This window comes from Bdellovibrio sp. HM001 (genome assembly GCF_055397275.1).
This window is the reverse complement of the sequence record NZ_AP029174.1, coordinates 3,368,499-3,385,355: the sequence shown is the minus strand read 5'-3', so window position 1 is coordinate 3,385,355 and position 16,857 is coordinate 3,368,499. Positions and strand designations below refer to the sequence as shown.

Annotated in this window: 17 protein-coding genes; 8 read left to right on the top strand and 9 right to left on the bottom strand. The window is 50.0% G+C overall.

What is annotated here, in order from left to right; genetic code table 11:
* Positions 1-10 precede the first annotated feature (10 nt).
* The 3 genes from ACZ5ZZ_RS15935 (at position 11) to ACZ5ZZ_RS15925 (ending at position 5,122) form a co-directional block, all read left to right on the top strand.
* Positions 11-1,213 carry a hypothetical protein gene (locus ACZ5ZZ_RS15935; RefSeq protein WP_464140292.1) on the top strand — a complete coding sequence of 401 codons (1,203 nt, stop codon included), beginning with the start codon at positions 11-13 and terminating at the stop codon, positions 1,211-1,213.
* Positions 1,210-3,264, top strand: coding sequence for a phospholipase D-like domain-containing protein (locus ACZ5ZZ_RS15930; protein WP_464140289.1), 2,055 nt, complete (start codon positions 1,210-1,212; stop codon positions 3,262-3,264). Before ACZ5ZZ_RS15935 ends, ACZ5ZZ_RS15930 begins: the two co-directional genes overlap by 4 nt.
* Positions 3,265-3,328: 64 nt before the next feature.
* A complete protein-coding gene (locus ACZ5ZZ_RS15925; RefSeq protein ID WP_464140286.1) occupies positions 3,329-5,122 on the top strand; it encodes a M3 family oligoendopeptidase in 1,794 nt (597 codons plus the stop codon).
* Between the two features lie 24 nt (positions 5,123-5,146).
* On the opposite strand, the gene ACZ5ZZ_RS15920 is transcribed toward ACZ5ZZ_RS15925, so the two are convergent.
* From ACZ5ZZ_RS15920 to ACZ5ZZ_RS15880, 9 genes are all read right to left on the bottom strand, one after another.
* Positions 5,147-5,767 carry a glutathione S-transferase family protein gene (locus ACZ5ZZ_RS15920; RefSeq protein ID WP_464140283.1) on the bottom strand — a complete coding sequence of 207 codons (621 nt, stop codon included), beginning with the start codon at positions 5,765-5,767 and terminating at the stop codon, positions 5,147-5,149.
* Positions 5,768-5,782: 15 nt separating this feature from the next.
* Complete coding sequence (locus ACZ5ZZ_RS15915; RefSeq protein WP_464118722.1) at positions 5,783-6,577, bottom strand: ABC transporter permease; 795 nt, start codon at positions 6,575-6,577, stop codon at positions 5,783-5,785.
* A gap of 1 nt (position 6,578) precedes the next feature.
* Positions 6,579-7,295, bottom strand: a complete 717-nt coding sequence (locus tag ACZ5ZZ_RS15910) for an ABC transporter permease (protein ID WP_464140280.1) — start codon at positions 7,293-7,295, stop codon at positions 6,579-6,581.
* Positions 7,296-7,347: 52 nt separating this feature from the next.
* Positions 7,348-8,178 carry an ABC transporter ATP-binding protein gene (locus ACZ5ZZ_RS15905; RefSeq protein ID WP_464140277.1) on the bottom strand — a complete coding sequence of 277 codons (831 nt, stop codon included), beginning with the start codon at positions 8,176-8,178 and terminating at the stop codon, positions 7,348-7,350.
* A gap of 22 nt (positions 8,179-8,200) precedes the next feature.
* Entirely contained in the window at positions 8,201-8,731 is a 531-nt protein-coding gene (locus tag ACZ5ZZ_RS15900; RefSeq protein ID WP_464132274.1) for a hypothetical protein, read from the bottom strand.
* Between the two features lie 135 nt (positions 8,732-8,866).
* On the bottom strand, positions 8,867-9,673 hold the full coding sequence (locus tag ACZ5ZZ_RS15895; RefSeq protein ID WP_464132272.1) for an endonuclease/exonuclease/phosphatase family protein: 807 nt from the start codon (positions 9,671-9,673) through the stop codon (positions 8,867-8,869).
* Between the two features lie 51 nt (positions 9,674-9,724).
* Positions 9,725-10,249 (bottom strand): GNAT family N-acetyltransferase, encoded by a 525-nt coding sequence (locus ACZ5ZZ_RS15890; RefSeq protein ID WP_464140274.1) that lies wholly within the window; start codon positions 10,247-10,249, stop codon positions 9,725-9,727.
* A gap of 81 nt (positions 10,250-10,330) precedes the next feature.
* Positions 10,331-11,368 (bottom strand): class I SAM-dependent methyltransferase, encoded by a 1,038-nt coding sequence (locus tag ACZ5ZZ_RS15885; protein ID WP_464118717.1) that lies wholly within the window; start codon positions 11,366-11,368, stop codon positions 10,331-10,333.
* On the bottom strand, positions 11,368-11,856 hold the full coding sequence (locus tag ACZ5ZZ_RS15880; RefSeq protein ID WP_464118716.1) for a hypothetical protein: 489 nt from the start codon (positions 11,854-11,856) through the stop codon (positions 11,368-11,370). The genes ACZ5ZZ_RS15885 and ACZ5ZZ_RS15880 overlap by 1 nt, the downstream gene beginning before the upstream one ends.
* A gap of 101 nt (positions 11,857-11,957) precedes the next feature.
* On the opposite strand from ACZ5ZZ_RS15880, the gene ACZ5ZZ_RS15875 reads away from it, so the two are divergent.
* From ACZ5ZZ_RS15875 to ACZ5ZZ_RS15855, 5 genes are read left to right on the top strand one after another with little or no spacing between them, the layout of a single operon-like run.
* Complete coding sequence (locus ACZ5ZZ_RS15875) at positions 11,958-12,596, top strand: PaaI family thioesterase (RefSeq protein ID WP_464118715.1); 639 nt, start codon at positions 11,958-11,960, stop codon at positions 12,594-12,596.
* Positions 12,597-12,608: 12 nt separating this feature from the next.
* Positions 12,609-14,216, top strand: a complete 1,608-nt coding sequence (locus ACZ5ZZ_RS15870; RefSeq protein ID WP_464140271.1) for a carboxyl transferase domain-containing protein — start codon at positions 12,609-12,611, stop codon at positions 14,214-14,216.
* Between the two features lie 2 nt (positions 14,217-14,218).
* Entirely contained in the window at positions 14,219-14,998 is a 780-nt protein-coding gene (locus ACZ5ZZ_RS15865; protein WP_464140268.1) for an enoyl-CoA hydratase-related protein, read from the top strand.
* Complete coding sequence (locus ACZ5ZZ_RS15860; protein ID WP_464118712.1) at positions 14,998-16,476, top strand: acetyl-CoA carboxylase biotin carboxylase subunit; 1,479 nt, start codon at positions 14,998-15,000, stop codon at positions 16,474-16,476. Before ACZ5ZZ_RS15865 ends, ACZ5ZZ_RS15860 begins: the two co-directional genes overlap by 1 nt.
* Entirely contained in the window at positions 16,476-16,856 is a 381-nt protein-coding gene (locus tag ACZ5ZZ_RS15855) for an acyl-CoA carboxylase biotin carboxyl carrier protein subunit (protein ID WP_464118711.1), read from the top strand. The genes ACZ5ZZ_RS15860 and ACZ5ZZ_RS15855 overlap by 1 nt, the downstream gene beginning before the upstream one ends.
* Position 16,857: the final 1 nt, after the last annotated feature.

The window sequence follows — 16,857 nt, the reverse complement described above, 5'->3', positions numbered from 1 at the left end:
ATGTGACTATATGAAGTTGATGATCAAGTCTGCATTGATTGCCTGCGCCGCTTTGACAGCTGTGCACTGTACACATAAAGAAGTCCGTCAGCCAGCCAGCGTGAAACAAATCATCACAGATGGTGAGGCTCAGGCGCTGAGCGAACTGATGGGTGGGGATTCTCCTTTGCATCCTTACCGCCATAAGATGTCCGTGCATTTTCATACCAATGGAGATCAGAAGTATCTTTCAAAAACCGCACGCAAAGCCCTGAACGAGGCTTTGATTAAAACGCTGGGAACGGACGCTCCTGAGCAGGGTCTGGCCAAGATCGCTGGCGGCAATATCAAAGATGCCTTGATTGAAAACTTCGTTAAGACAATGCGCTTTTATAAGATCATCAATACCGGTCTGCAGGTGGATTTGATGTTCAATCCAGAGTTTAATCAGAAAAATGATTACTCTGCCGAACTAAACAGCAATCAACTGGTGCGCTTGAGTGAAACAGGCCGTTTAAGCTCTAAATGGGAACAACTGGAAAAAGCGACGGTGACGGGAACTGTCTATAACAACTCGGCCCTTGTGCCAGTGACCAAGGGGGCTGCGGATTATATCGGTGGCTCTATGACGATCTATATTGAGATCATGGATATCGGCATTGGTGTGCCCAGTATCAAAAAGTACGGCGTGAAAGGCTTTGTGCGCTATCGCCGCTACTATCGTTCAAACCATGCCCTTCAGAAGCCGGTTGTTTGCGATGGCTATACCTTGTCAGCGAAATCAGCCGGACCGGGCGTGCCTTTGTTCTATACCGTCGATCTTTACAAGAACTTCAACCTGAAAGACCTGATTCCGACCGAGGAAACACTTGAGATCTACCCGGGACTTCTGGCTTCCCATAATGAAGGTCGCAGAGAGTTGATGCCGGATACCTATGAAGAAACCGGTAAGTCCGTTCCGACGGGAACATTCCAGGTTGAGGAAAAAAGAAACTCCTCAGGTCAGGTGATCTTTAATCTAAGCAAGATTGTCTATGACCTGAAAGAACGGGAGCTGGACCGCATTCGCACGAAGGTGGATCTGGTGGATTATAACACCCGCTTCCATACAGAGAACGCCGCAGACGGACAGCAGGCTCTTTCCAGTGCCAGTCGTAATTATTTGAAAAAGTGTGAAAGCTCGATGGAAAAGTATCTGAATCTGAATTCCCTGGTGCAGGGAGGTGTTCTGTGAAAAAGACCGCTTTGATTTTGACCTCGCTGTTGATGGGTTCGACGTCCTTTGCTCAGGCCCCTGTGGTGTCTTTGAAAGAGCGTATTGCAGCAATGGATTTCCATAAATCCAACTTTGACATGATGTTTGGCGCCGAAGCCTGCCGTCGTGTTGAAACCCTGTTAAGTGAAATTAAAAAGTTGCCAACGGCAGAGCAAAGCCGGGCCCGTGCTTTTGTGAAGACATATGAAAGCCAGGTTCCCGAGAAAATTCTTCTGCCATTGGTCTACTGGAAGTTTGTAAAGAAAAGTTCGGTGAATGAATCCAAGGTTTTGCAATATTGGTTGCAGACCCGTTTGCAGGCCTTGCGCGACTATGCCGACCATCCGCTTAAAAAAGACAAAGCGGCCCAGTCAGCAGCCCGCAGTCTGATGACCTCGTGGTCCTCAGCGCGCAACTTAAGCCTGAGCAGCGTGGAGCTGACCGAGAATCTGCAACGTCGTTTCCCGGAAATGGATGACTACACTCTGGTGGCCGGTGGCTTTGTGCCGGGCAATGTGGTGGAGTTGGTCAGTCACAATGAAATATCTCCGGAAAGAATTCAGTGGTTCAATGATCGTGTGATCTTTGCCGGGGGCAAACTGGATTTCAGCCAGCCTTATATGAAGATGCCACTTCATAAAGACGATGAGGGGCATCCGTCTTTCAAAGATCCGATGTTTGCCAAGATTCGCGATATGATTCTGTCTGCGAAAGAATCCATCTTTATTGATATCTTCCTTTTCGGAGGCACAATGGGTGGAACTTTGAGCAAGTTCCTGCTGGATCAAACAGTCATTAAGAAAAAAGCCAATCCGAACTTCAAGGTGCTCATGTTGCATGACTATGCAACCAACTACAACATGAAGGACGAGATGATGCCGATCTTTGAGTACATCAAGAATCGTGCAGCAACAGATCCGGGCCTGAAAGGGTCTGTGTATCTGCTTCAGGCCAACATCCAACGCCATCCACCGGGCATTCCTTTTGGCATCACCAATCTGATTCCCAAAACGGAGGAAACCTTCAAGTCCCTGGAAAAACGCAACACATACTATGAATCCAAAATTGATCATAGTAAGGTGATCGTCGTGGATGCGGAATCCGATGCGCCTCAGGCGTACTTTGGTTCGAAGAACTGGTCTGATCACAGTGGCGGTTACTATTATGACAACGCCTTATATGTCAAAGGCCCGGCGGCAGCCCTGGTGCAGGCCGCGTACTATGATGACGTCGATGCAGCCTTGACGACAGACGCAAACGAGCGCAAGTGGTTCTATTATAAGGAGCAAGGCTATTCCAACGAAGCTTACCTGAAGAATCGCGATCAGATTCTTTCCTGGTTTAAGCTTAAGCGCATGACATTCCCGGCCGTGGGTGACCAGCCGGTACGACTGGCTGAAGCCAACGTCGATGCCAAGATCAAGGACACGCGCAACATGCTGGTGGATATGATCTCCAAGGCGGAAAGTCATATCTACATGGAGCATCTGTTTATCTATGATAAATACATCAACGATGCTTTGATGAAGCGCAAAGCACAAGTGCCAGGGTTGAAGGTTCGTATTCTGGCTGATCACAATGGAAATTTTGCGATGGGTGGGTTGCCAAACACGTTGTTCCTGGATCAGTTGATTCGTCATGGGGTGGAAGTGAGAGCCCGCCGCACTTTGGGCATTGAGGCGCGTTTCCCGAACGGGAAAACACAAGGGTATCATCAGGAAAATCACCGCAAGATCACGTCTGTTGATGGCAAGGTGATGCTGGTGGGTTCTTCCAATCTGAATCCAGACACCCTACAGGGCAGCTTCCGCGAATTCGGGGCGCAGATCTTCGATAAAAAAGTTATTGGTGGGTTTGAAGAAGAGTTCCTGACCGCTTGGAATGATGACAAGCAGGTTGGTCCCTTCTACGAGACAGAGCGCTTGCAGTTGCAGATCTCGGGCAAGACCCTGTCACCGGAGCTGAGCCGGATTATCAATGATCTGGGAGCCACGCTACTTAGAGCCAAGGACGACATCGAGAAACGATAGGATTTAATGTGAAAAAGCCGAAGCAAAACTTCGGCTTTTTTGTTTTTTAGGGTATGATCCGGTCATGGAAAAAATGGCTTGGAATATCGAATCAGAATACCCTTCTTATAACTCCGTTGAATTTCAGACTGAATTTGGTCTGACAAAGTCTCAGATTGATCAGATCGAAAAAGACGTCAAAGCATTGCGCGAACCTTTGGATGCGCAGATTGAATCCATTCAAAAGATTCTGGTAAACGCAGATCAGGCGCAGGTGCTCTTGGCCAACATGAGCACCTATCTGATGTGTCATCTTTCCGTGGACAGCTCCCTGAATGAGGCGCAGGCCAAAAAATCAGAGGTCAGTGATTTGATGTCCCGTATGTATCAGGCATTGGTACCGGTGAATAACTTTGTCAAAGCCTGCTCGGATGAAATTTTAAAGAAGATCCTGGCGCATCCGGAACTGGCGGCCAGTGATTTCCTTTGGGCGGAAAAAAGAAGTTTGAAACCTTTTATGCTGTCGGATGGGGAAGAAACCCTGCTGCAGGCCATTTCCACACCAGGCCTGCATGCGTGGGGAGAACTGTATGGAAAACTCAGTGGCTCCATGCGCTGTGAATTAAAATACGCGGATCGCACGGAGACTGTGGGATTGGCTCAAGCAGCGGCGTTGACTCGCAGTCAGGAAGAAAACACCCGTCGTGTCGCGTGGACCTCCATTCAGGAAGCCTGGACTGTTCATAAGGAATCAGCAGCGGCCATCTTGAATGCTTTGGCTGGCTGGCGCCACGAAGAAAATAAAAAGCGGTCGCACACCGTGACTTCTCACTATCTGGATCAGTCCTTGTTCTACAGCCGTATCACTCGCGACACACTGGAAGCAATGTTGTCGGCTTGTCATGATAATGTCGAGCAATCCCGCAAGGCTCCTATGGCCATGGCGAAGCTGATGGGCAAAAAGGTATTGGATCCATGGGATCTTTTGGCGCAAAGCCCGATTTCTGCCTCTAAGAAAGAGCGCACTTATGACGAGGGCCTGAATATGATCAAAGAGGCCTTCGCACAGGCGGATGCCTCCATGTCTGACTTTGTCGGCATGATGGCCGACAAACGCTGGATCGAGGCTCGTGTCCTTCCGAACAAACGCAACGGTGCTTATTGCACAGGATTCCAAAAGCGTCGTGAGCCCCGGGTGTTCATGACCTATATGGGTTCCAACAGTGATATTTCCACTTTGGCGCACGAGCTGGGGCATGCCTATCATTCATGGGTGATGAGGGACATGCCACGTGCGCAGACCCGTTATCCAATGACGCTGGCTGAAACAGCGAGTATCTTCTCTGAAACCTTGTTGCACGATGTGCTTTTGGAAAAAGCACAGACGCGTGAAGAAAAAATTGAATTTGCCTGGGGAGAAATCGAAGGTGCGGCCAGCTTCCTTTTGAATATACCAGCCCGCTTTGATTTTGAAAAAAGCTTCTATGACCTTCGGGCCCAGCGTACGTTGAGTTCGGATGAGCTCACACGGTTAACAGACGAAGCCTGGACGAAGTGGTATGGACCGACCTTAAGTGCCAACGACAAGATGTTCTGGGCGACCAAGCTGCATTTTGCGATGTCCGGTATCAGCTTCTATAACTATCCGTACACCTTTGGATATCTGTTCAGCATGAGTGTCTATGCCCGCCGTCAGGAGCTGGGGCAGGACTTCATGAAAACGTACATCAATATCTTGCGCGACACGGGTCGCATGAGTGCGGAAGATCTGGTGCAGAAACATTTAGGCGAGGACATCCGTCGTCCTGAATTCTGGAAGAAGTCCATTTCCGTGATTAACAAGAAGATTTCAGACTTTGAAAAGCTCGCCCTGGGTTAGGACGAGCTCTGTGGAAGATCCAGCCTAGTGCGGGTTGGATCTCATAGCTTGAACTTTTTGGCTGGCCGGACGGCTGTGGCACGTCTGGCTCCATTTGATGATATTTGGATAGCTCGACAAATCAAATTTCAGAGCATGCAAAATTCCGATCACAGAGGCCACGTTGATATCAGCCACTGTAAAGCGGTTTCCAACCAGATAGGTCTTTCCACTGAGTCCTTTTTCCAGAACTTGCAGATAGCGTGGCAGGATATTTTGCGCATCAGAGATGATGTTTTGGTTTCTGTGTTCTGCCGGAACGAACATGGCTTGAATCAGCCAGTCCACCGCAGGCTTTTGCAGATCCACTAGAGCCCAGAAGCTCCACTGCAACATTTGCCCTTCTTCTTTCGCATTTTGTGCAGCCATCGGGCTGTTGTGTTTTTTTGCCAGATAATTGGTGATGGCCATGGATTCCCACAGCACGTACTCGCCATCGATGATCGCAGGGACTTTTCCGTTCGGGTTGATTTTTAGGTACTCTTCGGACTTGTGCTGCTTTTCGCGCATGTTCAGAGGAACCTGTTCGTAAGGAAGACCCAGTTCTTCGAGCATCCAGTAACAGCGGCCTGCACTTGAAAGCGGAGATCCGTAAATTTTAATCATATAAAATGCCTTTCTTCAGGAGCTTGCGCTGGAATAAAAGCGCAACGCAAACTTCCAGAATCTGTTTGTTAAATAAATCAATATTCCTGACAACACCACCACCCAGGCAAAGAGTGCCAGATCCGGCGGCTCCAAAAGAGCTCGTGCGGGGACGCTGGCGATGACCCCGACGGGCAGAGCCGTCAAAAGCATCCACTTAAACCATGGGACGTAAATTGAATCCGGGCGCATTCCCAGACGATAAATCTGATACCAGATAAACTGCAAGTTTTCTGAACGGGCAAAGATGACGGCCGTGGAAGCCATAAAGAATCTCATTGCGTACAGGGCCACAAGTCCACACGGGATCAGCACGATCAGCCACAGCAGACGCAGCCATTCGAAATTGGGAAGCTGAATGATGCTGTAAATGAACCAACTGCTGGCAATCAGAAGGTTTCCTATCATCGCGGTGGAAGCCTTCTGTAGAGAAATCATGAATTGCGAGTTGATCGGTTTGGCCAAAAGCAGATCCAGATCGCCTTTGCGAACTTTTTCAGAAAACTGATCCAGGTTTTCGGACAGGATGATCATGTAAAGTCCGTCGACGACAAAAACCACGCCCAGGAAGACGCGCATTTGTTCCAGATTCCAGTCGCCAATTTTGGGCGTATGGCGGAACAAAACTTCAAAAGTCATGATCTGAGCCAGATACCAGAAAATATCCGTGGCTATACGAGTGACAAAGTTTACCCGGTATTCCAGATCCGCAATAAAACTGGTGCGGAAAAGAGCGGCGTACAAAGAAAGATACTTTTTAAGTGTCTTCACCCTAGGCTCCTGTTCCCGTGTAAACGTTCACACCTTTGCGCCACAGCCAGACCCCCAGCAGATTCACGATAACAATACCCACGGTGACCGACGCAAAGGCCTGCCATACCGAGGCTATTTCCAGACGGCCGGTCAAGTAGCCCACCGGCACGTAGACACCCGCACTGAAAGGCAGGGCGATCATGATGGATTTGAGAGGTTCCGGCATCAGATCCAAAGGGAAAAGTTCGCCAGTCATCAGCCACAAAGCCAGATTCTTCGCTCCGGTGATGGCGTAGACCTTGTTCAAATAGAAGGCCCCGGCAGCAATCACAAAGCTGATCGAATGAACCAGAATCAGATAATAAAATTCCAGTGCAAACGCCAGCGGCAGGCGTTCAAACTTGGTGGGCAGATTGAAAATCAAAATCGCCGCAAACGGGATCAGCATTGAAACGACGGTCGTGACGAATTTGTATCCCATCAACTGCGAGAAATAGTATTCATAAAAGGTCATCGGGCGGACCAGCAAACTGTTGATCGAGCCTGAATCAATCTCCTGAATCATGCGATATTCGTACATCCAGCTGGTGCAGATCCGCGCGAAGAAAGCGGCCCACAGGGCATAAGCCAGATAGTACTCGCGACCAAAACCGGCGATCTCCGTGGCACCTGCACCTTTGAAGACCGCAAACCAAAGCAGCACCTCAATACCCGTGGTCAGGGACGGTTGAACCACGGCATCGACAAAATAGTTTAGACGATATTCAAGATTGGACTGGACCGCGAGCTTAGCGAACGCGAGATTCCGTTTCCAAAAAGCGGCGAATGACATCTTCAAAATCGACCTCTTCATTTTCAGCCAGTTCAGTGTTTGATTTAGCAACAAATTCCGGGACCGTGCCCTGATAGACGATGTGCCCCTTGCTGATCAAAAGCAATTTATCAGCAAGCTTGGCAATATCGTCCATATAGTGACTGGTCAGAATCACAGTGGGCTCTTTTTCTTTCACGTACTGATCCAAAAATTCGCGGATGGTTTCCTGAGCCACAATGTCCAGGCCGATGGTGGGTTCATCCAGAAAAAGGACCTTGGGTTCATGCAAAAGGGCGCCGATGATTTCCATTTTCATGCGCTCGCCCAGGCTGAGGCGGCGAAGTTGGGTGTGCAGGACATGAGTGCACTGAAGCATTTCGGCCAGATGATCCACTCGTTTGCGCGCCTGCTGGGGATCCAGATCATAGATACGCGCCAGCAAAGAATACGAATCCGCCGGAGAGATGTCCCACCACAACTGGTTCTTTTGTCCAAGCAAAATGCTGATCTGGCGAAGGAATTCGTTTTTTCTTTCCCAGGGTCGGTAACCCAGAACACGGGCGTCGCCGCTGGTTGGAGTGACCAGGCCCGAAAGCATTTTTAGCAAGGTGGTTTTACCGGCGCCATTGGCTCCGACAAGTCCGACGATTTGGCCGGACTCAATTTGCAATGTGGTCTTATCCAGAGCCACTTTGGAGACATGTTTGCGGTTTACGAAGCCCTTCAGGGAGTTGATAAACCCTTCAGGTTTTTGATAGGTCTGATAGACCCGGGAAAGTTCTTTCGTTTCGATTACTATCGCCATAGGGGCGACTATAGCTTAGAACTTATTTGTTGATAAAAGAAAACTCTGCGTAACGTTCCTCATCACTGAAGTAAGTCTGGTGATCGGCGGAAACATAACTGCCTTCGACGATACGACCCTCTTTACAACCCTTTAAAGACTCACGTTTTCCGTTGAAATCGCAGTCCCCCACATACCAGGCTTTTTCAGAGTACTGGATTTTGTATCCGATAAGGCGAGAGTTCTTATAGAAAGCCATAACCTCGTCCAAACGAGTGCGGCCCGCCGCGTGGTAGTCGCCTTCCAGGATCGTGTCACCCCAAACCTGAGCCTGATCAACAGCTACGGCCTTCAAAGCAGCGCGGGTGTCTTGGGATAGTTTGTTCAATCTTTGTTTTTGGCTGTACACGATTTCGTTGGAGTAGCCGGATTTGCAAGGTGTGGACTGGCAAGCGTGTTCGTAGTGGGCGGCTTCTTCGTAGAACTTGTCTCCGTTAGGACCCATCTGATCTGCCAAGGCCACAGAGGAAACCATAACCCCCAAAAGTGCTGTGAATGCAGTTTTCAAAGACATTTAGACCCCCCTGATGAGGTGAATATGCGCCGAAACTGAGAGAATTTTTAATACATAGAAAAGAACTTATTATACAAAAAATGAATCATCACCGAACAGAGAGGTTTGTAGCTCTGTTCGGTCGAATTGGGGGAACTATTTCAGACGGAAAACAGCAGAAAGGGGCTTGTGGTCCGAGCTTTCAATGTCGTTGTGAAGCTTGGTGGAAACTGCTTCCAAGCCGCGGACGTAGATGTGATCCAGCTTGAACCTGCGGTTATCATTGGCAAATGCCAGTTTACGCATCTGCAGACGACCTAAAATCTGATCCAGATAGGTCAGGCGGTTTTTGTTCCATGAATTAAAGTCTCCGGCAAAGATCAGGGGACCCTGGTGCTTTTTCAGAAATTGCGCCACTTGCTCGATTTGTTCTCTGTTCAGGCGATCAGTAACGAAATTCAAGCCATGGATGTTGGCAACCCATAAAGTTTGGGAACTGTTGGCCAGCGCGTATTCCGTGACGAGCACCATTTTCGGGGTTTTGATGACAGGTTCACGGCCCGGGCTGCGCAGGAAGTGCACCATCAGGGGGCCGGCGTAAGAACCGCTGACCACGCCGGTTTGATCGCCGTCTTTTTCAATGAAGCTGGTGATAAAGTCCCAGCAGAAGTTTTTCTGGCGTTGCAGAACTTTGGGCATATAGGAATCAATCATGCCTTCCTGAATTAGAACGACGTCTGATTTAGGAACGAAGAATTCAAAGTCGCGGGCCCAGGAATCACGGGCTTCGGCTTTTTTGATATTCCAGACAAAAAGATTGAAGTTGGTCGGCAGAAATTCCTGGTGGCAGGTGCCTATCTGTGTGTGGACATCCCTGTCGTTAGGGATTTCACTTTTTTCTTCGTTGGAAAAGGCCGTGGTAGAGACAAAAAGAGACAGAACGAGGATCAATCCCTTGATCATGGTGACTCCTTAAAGAGGCCTCTCGTCAGTGAGAGGCTTTGCATTCTTAATTTAAAGTTTTTTTTCCAGCACGGTGAACTGCAGCCCTTCCACTTTGGGAATGCCGAAGCGCTTGTCGCCATACGGGAAAGGCTTGGTTTCTTTAGTGTCCTTGAAACCGTGCTTTGCGTACCAGGCGATCAGCTCGGTGCGAACTGAGATCACTGTCATGAAAATGGTATTACAATCCCAGAATTCCGCAAGGGCTTCTGCTTCGCTCAAAAGCATCTTGCCGAGGCCTTTTGACTGCAATTCCGGGGACACAGTCAGCATGCCCAGATACATTTTTGTGCCTTGTTTTTCGAGGTGAACACATCCGAGCAAATCACCGGTGTCGTCATCCTCAGCCACCAAGATCACGGAATCTTCTTTGTCGATCAGCGCCTGAATGCCTTGAGCATCAACCCGCTGGCCGTCCAACAAATCCGCCTCGGTGGTCCAACCGACCTTTGAGCTGTCGCCACGGTAAGCGGAATTAACCAGGGCCACTAAATCTTCAACGTGACTGTCATCAGCCTGCGTAAATTCAATATGCATAAACACTCCAGGGTACCTGCTTACTTTTGCAGAAGCGTGGCGTTGAGTGCGCTGCTTCTGCAAAAGTAAGCAGGTACCTTTTTAGATCTTTTTTGCGTAGATGAAAAGTTCTTTGCCTTGGCGGCGTGGAACTGATTTTTGCCAGCGGCCCCAGAAGATGGGCTGATATGAGCTGCGCAAACGTTGGCGCAGTTCCCACTCTGAGCCTCCATAAGGAGGGCCTTGGCGTTTTTCAAATGTGAAGAAGACGCCCATCAAGTGGCCCCCTGGAGCCAGAACACGGTTCCAGATTTTAACCAATTCTTTGCGGCGCTCGGGATTGATTGCACAATAACAGGTGTGTTCAAAGACGATGTCAAAAGACTGATTAAAGTCAGCCGGAAGCTTGAATAGATCAGCTTCCACAAAGGTCAAATTGGGCATGTGACCATAAAGTTTGCGCGCGCGCTCTAAAGCCAAAGGGGAAATGTCCACCGCCGTCACAAAGTGACCCGAAGCTGCAAACAAAGCGGCATCATGACCTTCACCGCAGCCCAGAACCAGCACGCGGGAACGAGCGATCTTCAGGCGGGGAAGCATGTCTTTCAGGGCTTCGGCGGGTTCACCCAGGTTCCAGCCGGGGTTGGCTTCTTGTTCGTAGATCTGACTCCAGTAAGTTTCCTTTTCCACATCTTTATCTGCAGCCCAGTACATCGGAATGTCATAGGTCTTGCCATTATACTCGATGAAGTCGTCGCCGAACTCTTCTAGCAGATTAAAGAAGCTCGCCTGAGCTTTGCGGGACATGACAAAAGGAACTTTGTTGGCGGTGTAGCCGTGAAAACGGTCCCATTCGTCCAAAGAAAGTGATTCCAGTTCAAAGGCGTAGTGCACCCCGAACGGAAGTTGGATTTCCCAGGTTTTGTCGCTTTTGAGTTCAACTTGTGAGGCTACGTAGGGTTCGTCAAAGGCTTCAACGATGACAGGAGTTCCGCCGAAGGTGGAAAGCAAAGTTCCACCTTCATGAACCTTCAGATTTTGCAGGATTTCCTGGCCAGCCAGAGGGTCCTGAATGCGAACTTCGCGGCTCAGGGGGTAGCCCTCTTCGTCAATCTGAAGGAACTGATTTGGGATTGGCATTATTGCGCCGGAGTTGCAGTTGGTGCCGGTGTCGCCTCTGGAGTCGCAGTCGGCTCAGCTTCTGCCGGCACTTCTTCTGCGCCCGGAGTGATCGTGGAGCCTTCAGTGAAAACAACAATGTCATTGGTGGTTTTTACGGACTGAAGAACCCACTTATCCACGTTTTCCTGATCGGAAACGTCACGGTAAAGAACGGCTTCACCTTCAATGATTTGCTCCATGGATTCGCCATCTTCGGCAACGTCTGTGAATTTGTATGCAAACACGGCGCGAACCTTGTTGTCGCTCAAGGTTTCAGTCCACAAACGAGTGATTGCCAAGTCTTTGGCGTGAGGTTTTTTAGTTGTCAGAGTCTGAGTGATCAGTTCAGCCAGCTTCGTCTGAATGCCGGAGTGCGTCTCGAATCCTACAGCCTGGGAGGTGTGAATCACATTCCACGTCCAAACAAGGGCAGCAATGAAAATTACCAGACTTACAATTTTCTTCATCTCAAGGGTCCTCTCTCGGTTTACTCAGTGTGATAAAACTGACATCCTTATCCGAGCATGATATTCCGTTTTTTTCAACACTCGTACAGAGAGGGTATCTCATGAACCAACAATGGCTGACAATCTTAATGTCTAAGGGGATTGAGCTGGAGCAAAACCTGCGTCAGCAGCTACAAAACGCCAAAGACGGCCTTAAATCTCAATTGGAAGATCGGGGAATTCGCCTGAGTGCCGCTGACTTGGCAGCGCTTTTGGAAGAGGTGTCGCCCAAGGCTTCTCATGCTGCGCTTAGTTATGCACTTGATATTGTTCGCCCTTTTTCTGCCGGGATGGGTTTGAGAATTTCTCGCCTCTCTGACACGCAAGTGGAGATGGCGGTTCCTGCTCGTACACGCAATCTGAATGAAGTCAAAACCTTGCACGAAGGGGCTTTGACGACGGCGGCGATCGAGGCGGCAAAACTTCTGTGGGCCCGCCATGCCCCGATGGGAACTTTTGATATTCATGTCTCCCGCTTGGAGTCTGAATTTTTCAAAGTCACCAGTGAGGAATGTCGTATCCGTATGGAACTTCCAGAAACCACACGTGAGGTGGTGCTGGCAGAAATCCGTGACCGTCGTGAGTCCAAAGCCGATGCCGAGCTGAAGGTCTTTGATGGCAACGATCAGGCTGTGGCGGAGTTCCGTTTGCAAATGAGTTTTAAACATACACCGGCTTTAAGCTCGGGCGTGGAAGAATAAGCACAAGGTTCTATGGAAATTTTAGAGACACAAATTGATTCCAGTTCCCCAGAGTTCAAACTTAACCGTGAGGCTATGCTTAGCATCGTCAACGAATGGCGTGAGCGTGTAAACTTGGTGAAGCAAGGCGGTGGCGAAGAAGCCACGAAGAAACACAAATCCCGCGGCAAACTGACGGCGCGCGAACGTATTGAAGCGCTTGTGGACGGTGGCACCTCTTTCCTTGAGTTCTCAACACTTGCAGCCTGGGACATGTACGAAGGTCAGGCTCCGGGCGCGGGTGTGGTGACGGGGATCGGTGTGATCCACGGAACGGAATGTGTGATTGTTGCCAACGATGCGACAGTGAAGGGTGGAACTTACTTCCCGATGACGGTGAAAAAGCATCTGCGCGCGCAGGAAATCGCTTTTGAAAACGGTCTGCCATGTATCTATCTTGTCGATTCAGGTGGAGCCTTCCTGCCAATGCAGGCCGATGTTTTCCCGGATCGCGATCACTTTGGAAGAATATTCTATAACCAGGCCCGCATGTCTGCCGCCAACATCCCGCAAATCGCGGTGGTGATGGGGTCTTGCACGGCCGGGGGCGCTTATGTTCCGGCGATGAGCGATGAAACTGTCATCGTCAAAGAAAACGGGACTATTTTCCTGGGTGGACCTCCATTGGTGAAAGCGGCAACTGGCGAAGTTGTGGACGCGCAAGAACTGGGTGGCGCGCAAGTGCACTGTGAAACTTCCGGGGTGACCGATCACTTTGCCGAAGATGACGAGCACGCGATTGAAATCACACGTTCCATCGTGGCGCACTTAAATCACAAACGGGCTGTGCAGTTGAAAACTCTTCCAGTGGAAGAACCTCTGTTCGATCAAAAAGAACTTTACGGAATCATCCCCAAAGACAGCCGCGTTCCGTTTGATGTGCGCGAAGTGATTGCGCGTATCGTGGACGGTTCAAGATTCCATGAATTCAAACCTCTGTACGGAAAAACTTTGGTGACAGGATTCGCTCACATCTGGGGTATGCCTGTGGGGATCATTGCCAATAACGGTGTTTTGTTCAGCGAAAGTTCCCTGAAGGCCGCGCACTTTATCGAGCTGTGCGAACAGCGTGAAGTGCCATTGATCTTCCTTCAAAATATCACAGGTTTCATGGTCGGTAAGAAGTACGAAAATGAAGGGATCGCCAAACACGGAGCCAAAATGGTGATGGCCGTTTCCAACGCTCATGTGCCGAAGTTCACAGTGGTGATCGGTGGGTCTTATGGTGCCGGAAACTATGGTATGTGCGGTCGCGCCTTCCAGCCTCGTCAGTTGTGGATGTGGCCAAATGCCAAAATCAGCGTTATGGGCGGAGAGCAGGCGGCGAACGTGCTTCTGACTGTGAAAATGGATCAGATGGCGGCAAAAAAACAAACCATGTCGCCGGAAGAGCAAGCGGAGTTCAAGCGTCCGACTTTGGAAAAATACGAAAAAGAAAGCGCTTGTTATTATTCTTCAGCACGCTTGTGGGATGACGGGATCATTGATCCGGCCGACACCCGCCGTGTACTGGCGCTGGGAATTTCTGCAAGCCTTAACAAGTCCTGGGGTGAAAAAGCTCAGGGCGTCTTCAGGATGTAATTATGTCTTTTGTTGTAGTTACAGAAATGAATCAGGTGGCCTACGTCAAGCTTCATAGGCCGGAAGTTCGTAACTCTTTCAATCCCGAGATGATTGCCGAGTTGACACAGGTCTTTACGGATCTGGAGTCTCGCAAAGATCTGCGTGCGGTGGTTCTGCAAGGAGAAGGCAAAGTCTTCTGTGCCGGGGCCGATCTGAACTGGATGAAAGAGATGGTGAATTTTTCTTTCGAACAAAACCGCGAAGACTCTATAAAGCTTTATGGCATGTTTGAGTCCATTGCCCAGTGCAGTTTGCCGGTGATTGGTTTGATCCATGGTGCGGCCTTTGGCGGTGCTTTGGGGCTTGTGGCGGTTTGTGATGAAGTGATTGCTGAAGACAACACGCAGTTCTGCTTCAGTGAAGTGAAGCTGGGGATTGCGCCAGCCGTAATCAGTGCTTTTGTGAATAAGAAAGCCGTGGCTGGTAAGGTTCGTCCCTTGATGCTTTCCGGAGTGGTCTTTAACGCCCATGTGGCACATCAGGCCGGCCTTGTGACTGAAGTGGTAGCGGCGGGTGAGGGCCACGCGGTGCTGCAGAAGGTTTTGCACAACTACATGCAGTGCGGGCCGGAAGCCGTTCGAGAAACCAAAAAACTTCTTAATGATCTAGACACCTTGAGCTGGGCTGAGCAGCGCAGTCGCACGACCACAGTGATTGCTGAACGTCGTGCCAGCGCTGAGGGGCAGGAGGGACTGAAGTCCTTCCTGGAAAAACGTGAGCCTGCATGGAGACTTTCCTAATGAAAAAGTTCACTCGTATTGCCATCGCCAACCGTGGTGAAGTGGCTGTTCGTATTATTAAAGCCTGCGAAGAAATGGGAATTGAGACCGTCCTTTTGCACTCTGAAGCCGATATCAACACCCGCGCTTTCAGAATGGCGACTAAAACCATCTGCATTGGTCCGGCGCCGACAGCAGAAAGTTATTTGAATATCGAAGCCAACATCAACGGGGCCCTGGCCGGGGGCGCGCAAGCGATCCATCCAGGCTTTGGCTTCTTGTCAGAAAATGCGGATTTCGCCGAAGCTGTGGGTAAGGCCGGTCTGACGTTCATCGGTCCGTCACCGGAAGCCATTCGCGCCTTGGGTGACAAGGTTCACTGTAAAGAACTGGCCAAGCAGGCCGGTCTTCCACTGGTACCTGGTTATCAGGGTGAAAATCAGGATGTGGATCATCTGATCCAACAAGCAGAAAAGATCGGCTATCCGGTGATCGTGAAAGCGGCAGCGGGTGGCGGCGGTCGTGGCATGAAGCTTTTGAAATCCTCTGCGGAGGCGCGTGAACTGATTGAGTCTGCTCAGCGTGAAGCGCAGTCGGCCTTTGGTTCGCCGAAGGTGTTCCTGGAAAAGTATCTGGATCGCGCCAAACACATTGAATTCCAGGTTTTTGGAGACAGCACCGGGAATGTTCAGCACTTCTTTGACCGTGAGTGTTCGGTTCAGCGTCGTCACCAAAAGATTATCGAAGAGGCGACATCACCTTCTTTGACAGATGAACTGCGCCGTCGCATGGGGGAAGCCGCCTGCGCTATTGCCACTTTGGGTAAATACAAAGGGGCCGGCACAGTGGAATTCCTTCTGCAGGACGGGGAGTTTTATCTGCTAGAGGTGAACACCCGTTTGCAGGTCGAGCATCCGGTGACGGAAGAGGTTCTGGGTGTGGATCTGGTCAAAATGCAGATCCTGACCGCGCAAGGGGACTATGTCCATGATGTAAAACAGATTCGCGCTCCTCGCGGGCATTCCATTGAGTGCCGTATTTATGCTGAAAATCCTTATCAGGGGGGTGTTCCTTCCACAGGTCTTTTGGGGCATGTGGAATGGCCGGAAGGCCCGGGCCGTCGTTATGAGTACGGCTTTGATGCGAACGACACGATCACACCGTTCTATGATCCGATGATTGCGAAAGTGATCGTTTGGGATGAAAACCGTCCGCGTGCGATTCAGAAAATGATCCGTGTGTTGAAGGATTCTGTCGTGTTTGGTGTTCACACCAACATTCCGTATCTGATCGAGATTCTTTCGCACAAAGAATTTGTCATGGGTACGATGACAACAAGATTCATTGAAACATACTTCAGCGAATCTTTGAAAGAACCGGCATTGACCGATATTGAGAAAACAGTGGCGGCCGGGGCGTTGTTGCAGCTGCGTGGTGGGGCAACTTCAGCAACCACGACATCTCAATCCCCATGGGCGTCTTACTGGAGAGGTATCTAATGGAAGTGAAAGTACGTATTGACGGCGTTGACCATAAGGCGCAGGCGCAATTGATTCAAGGCACGTTGTGGGTCCACTATAATGGCCGTGTTTTCACTCAGGATGTTTCCACTGGCCGAAAGTCCCGTAAAAAGGCTGGTGCCGGAGGTTCATCTGACCAGATCATGGCGCCGATGCCGGGCAAGATCACCAAACTTTTGGTGGCCGTGGGTGCGCCCATTGAACCAGGTCAGGCAGTTTTGGTGATGGAAGCCATGAAAATGGAGTACACTTTAAAGGCCGAGATTGCCGGCACCATCGACAGCATGAACTGTGCTGTGGGTGAGCAAGTGGCCCTGGGTAAAACTCTTGTGAAAATCAAACCAGCATCCGATAAGTAAG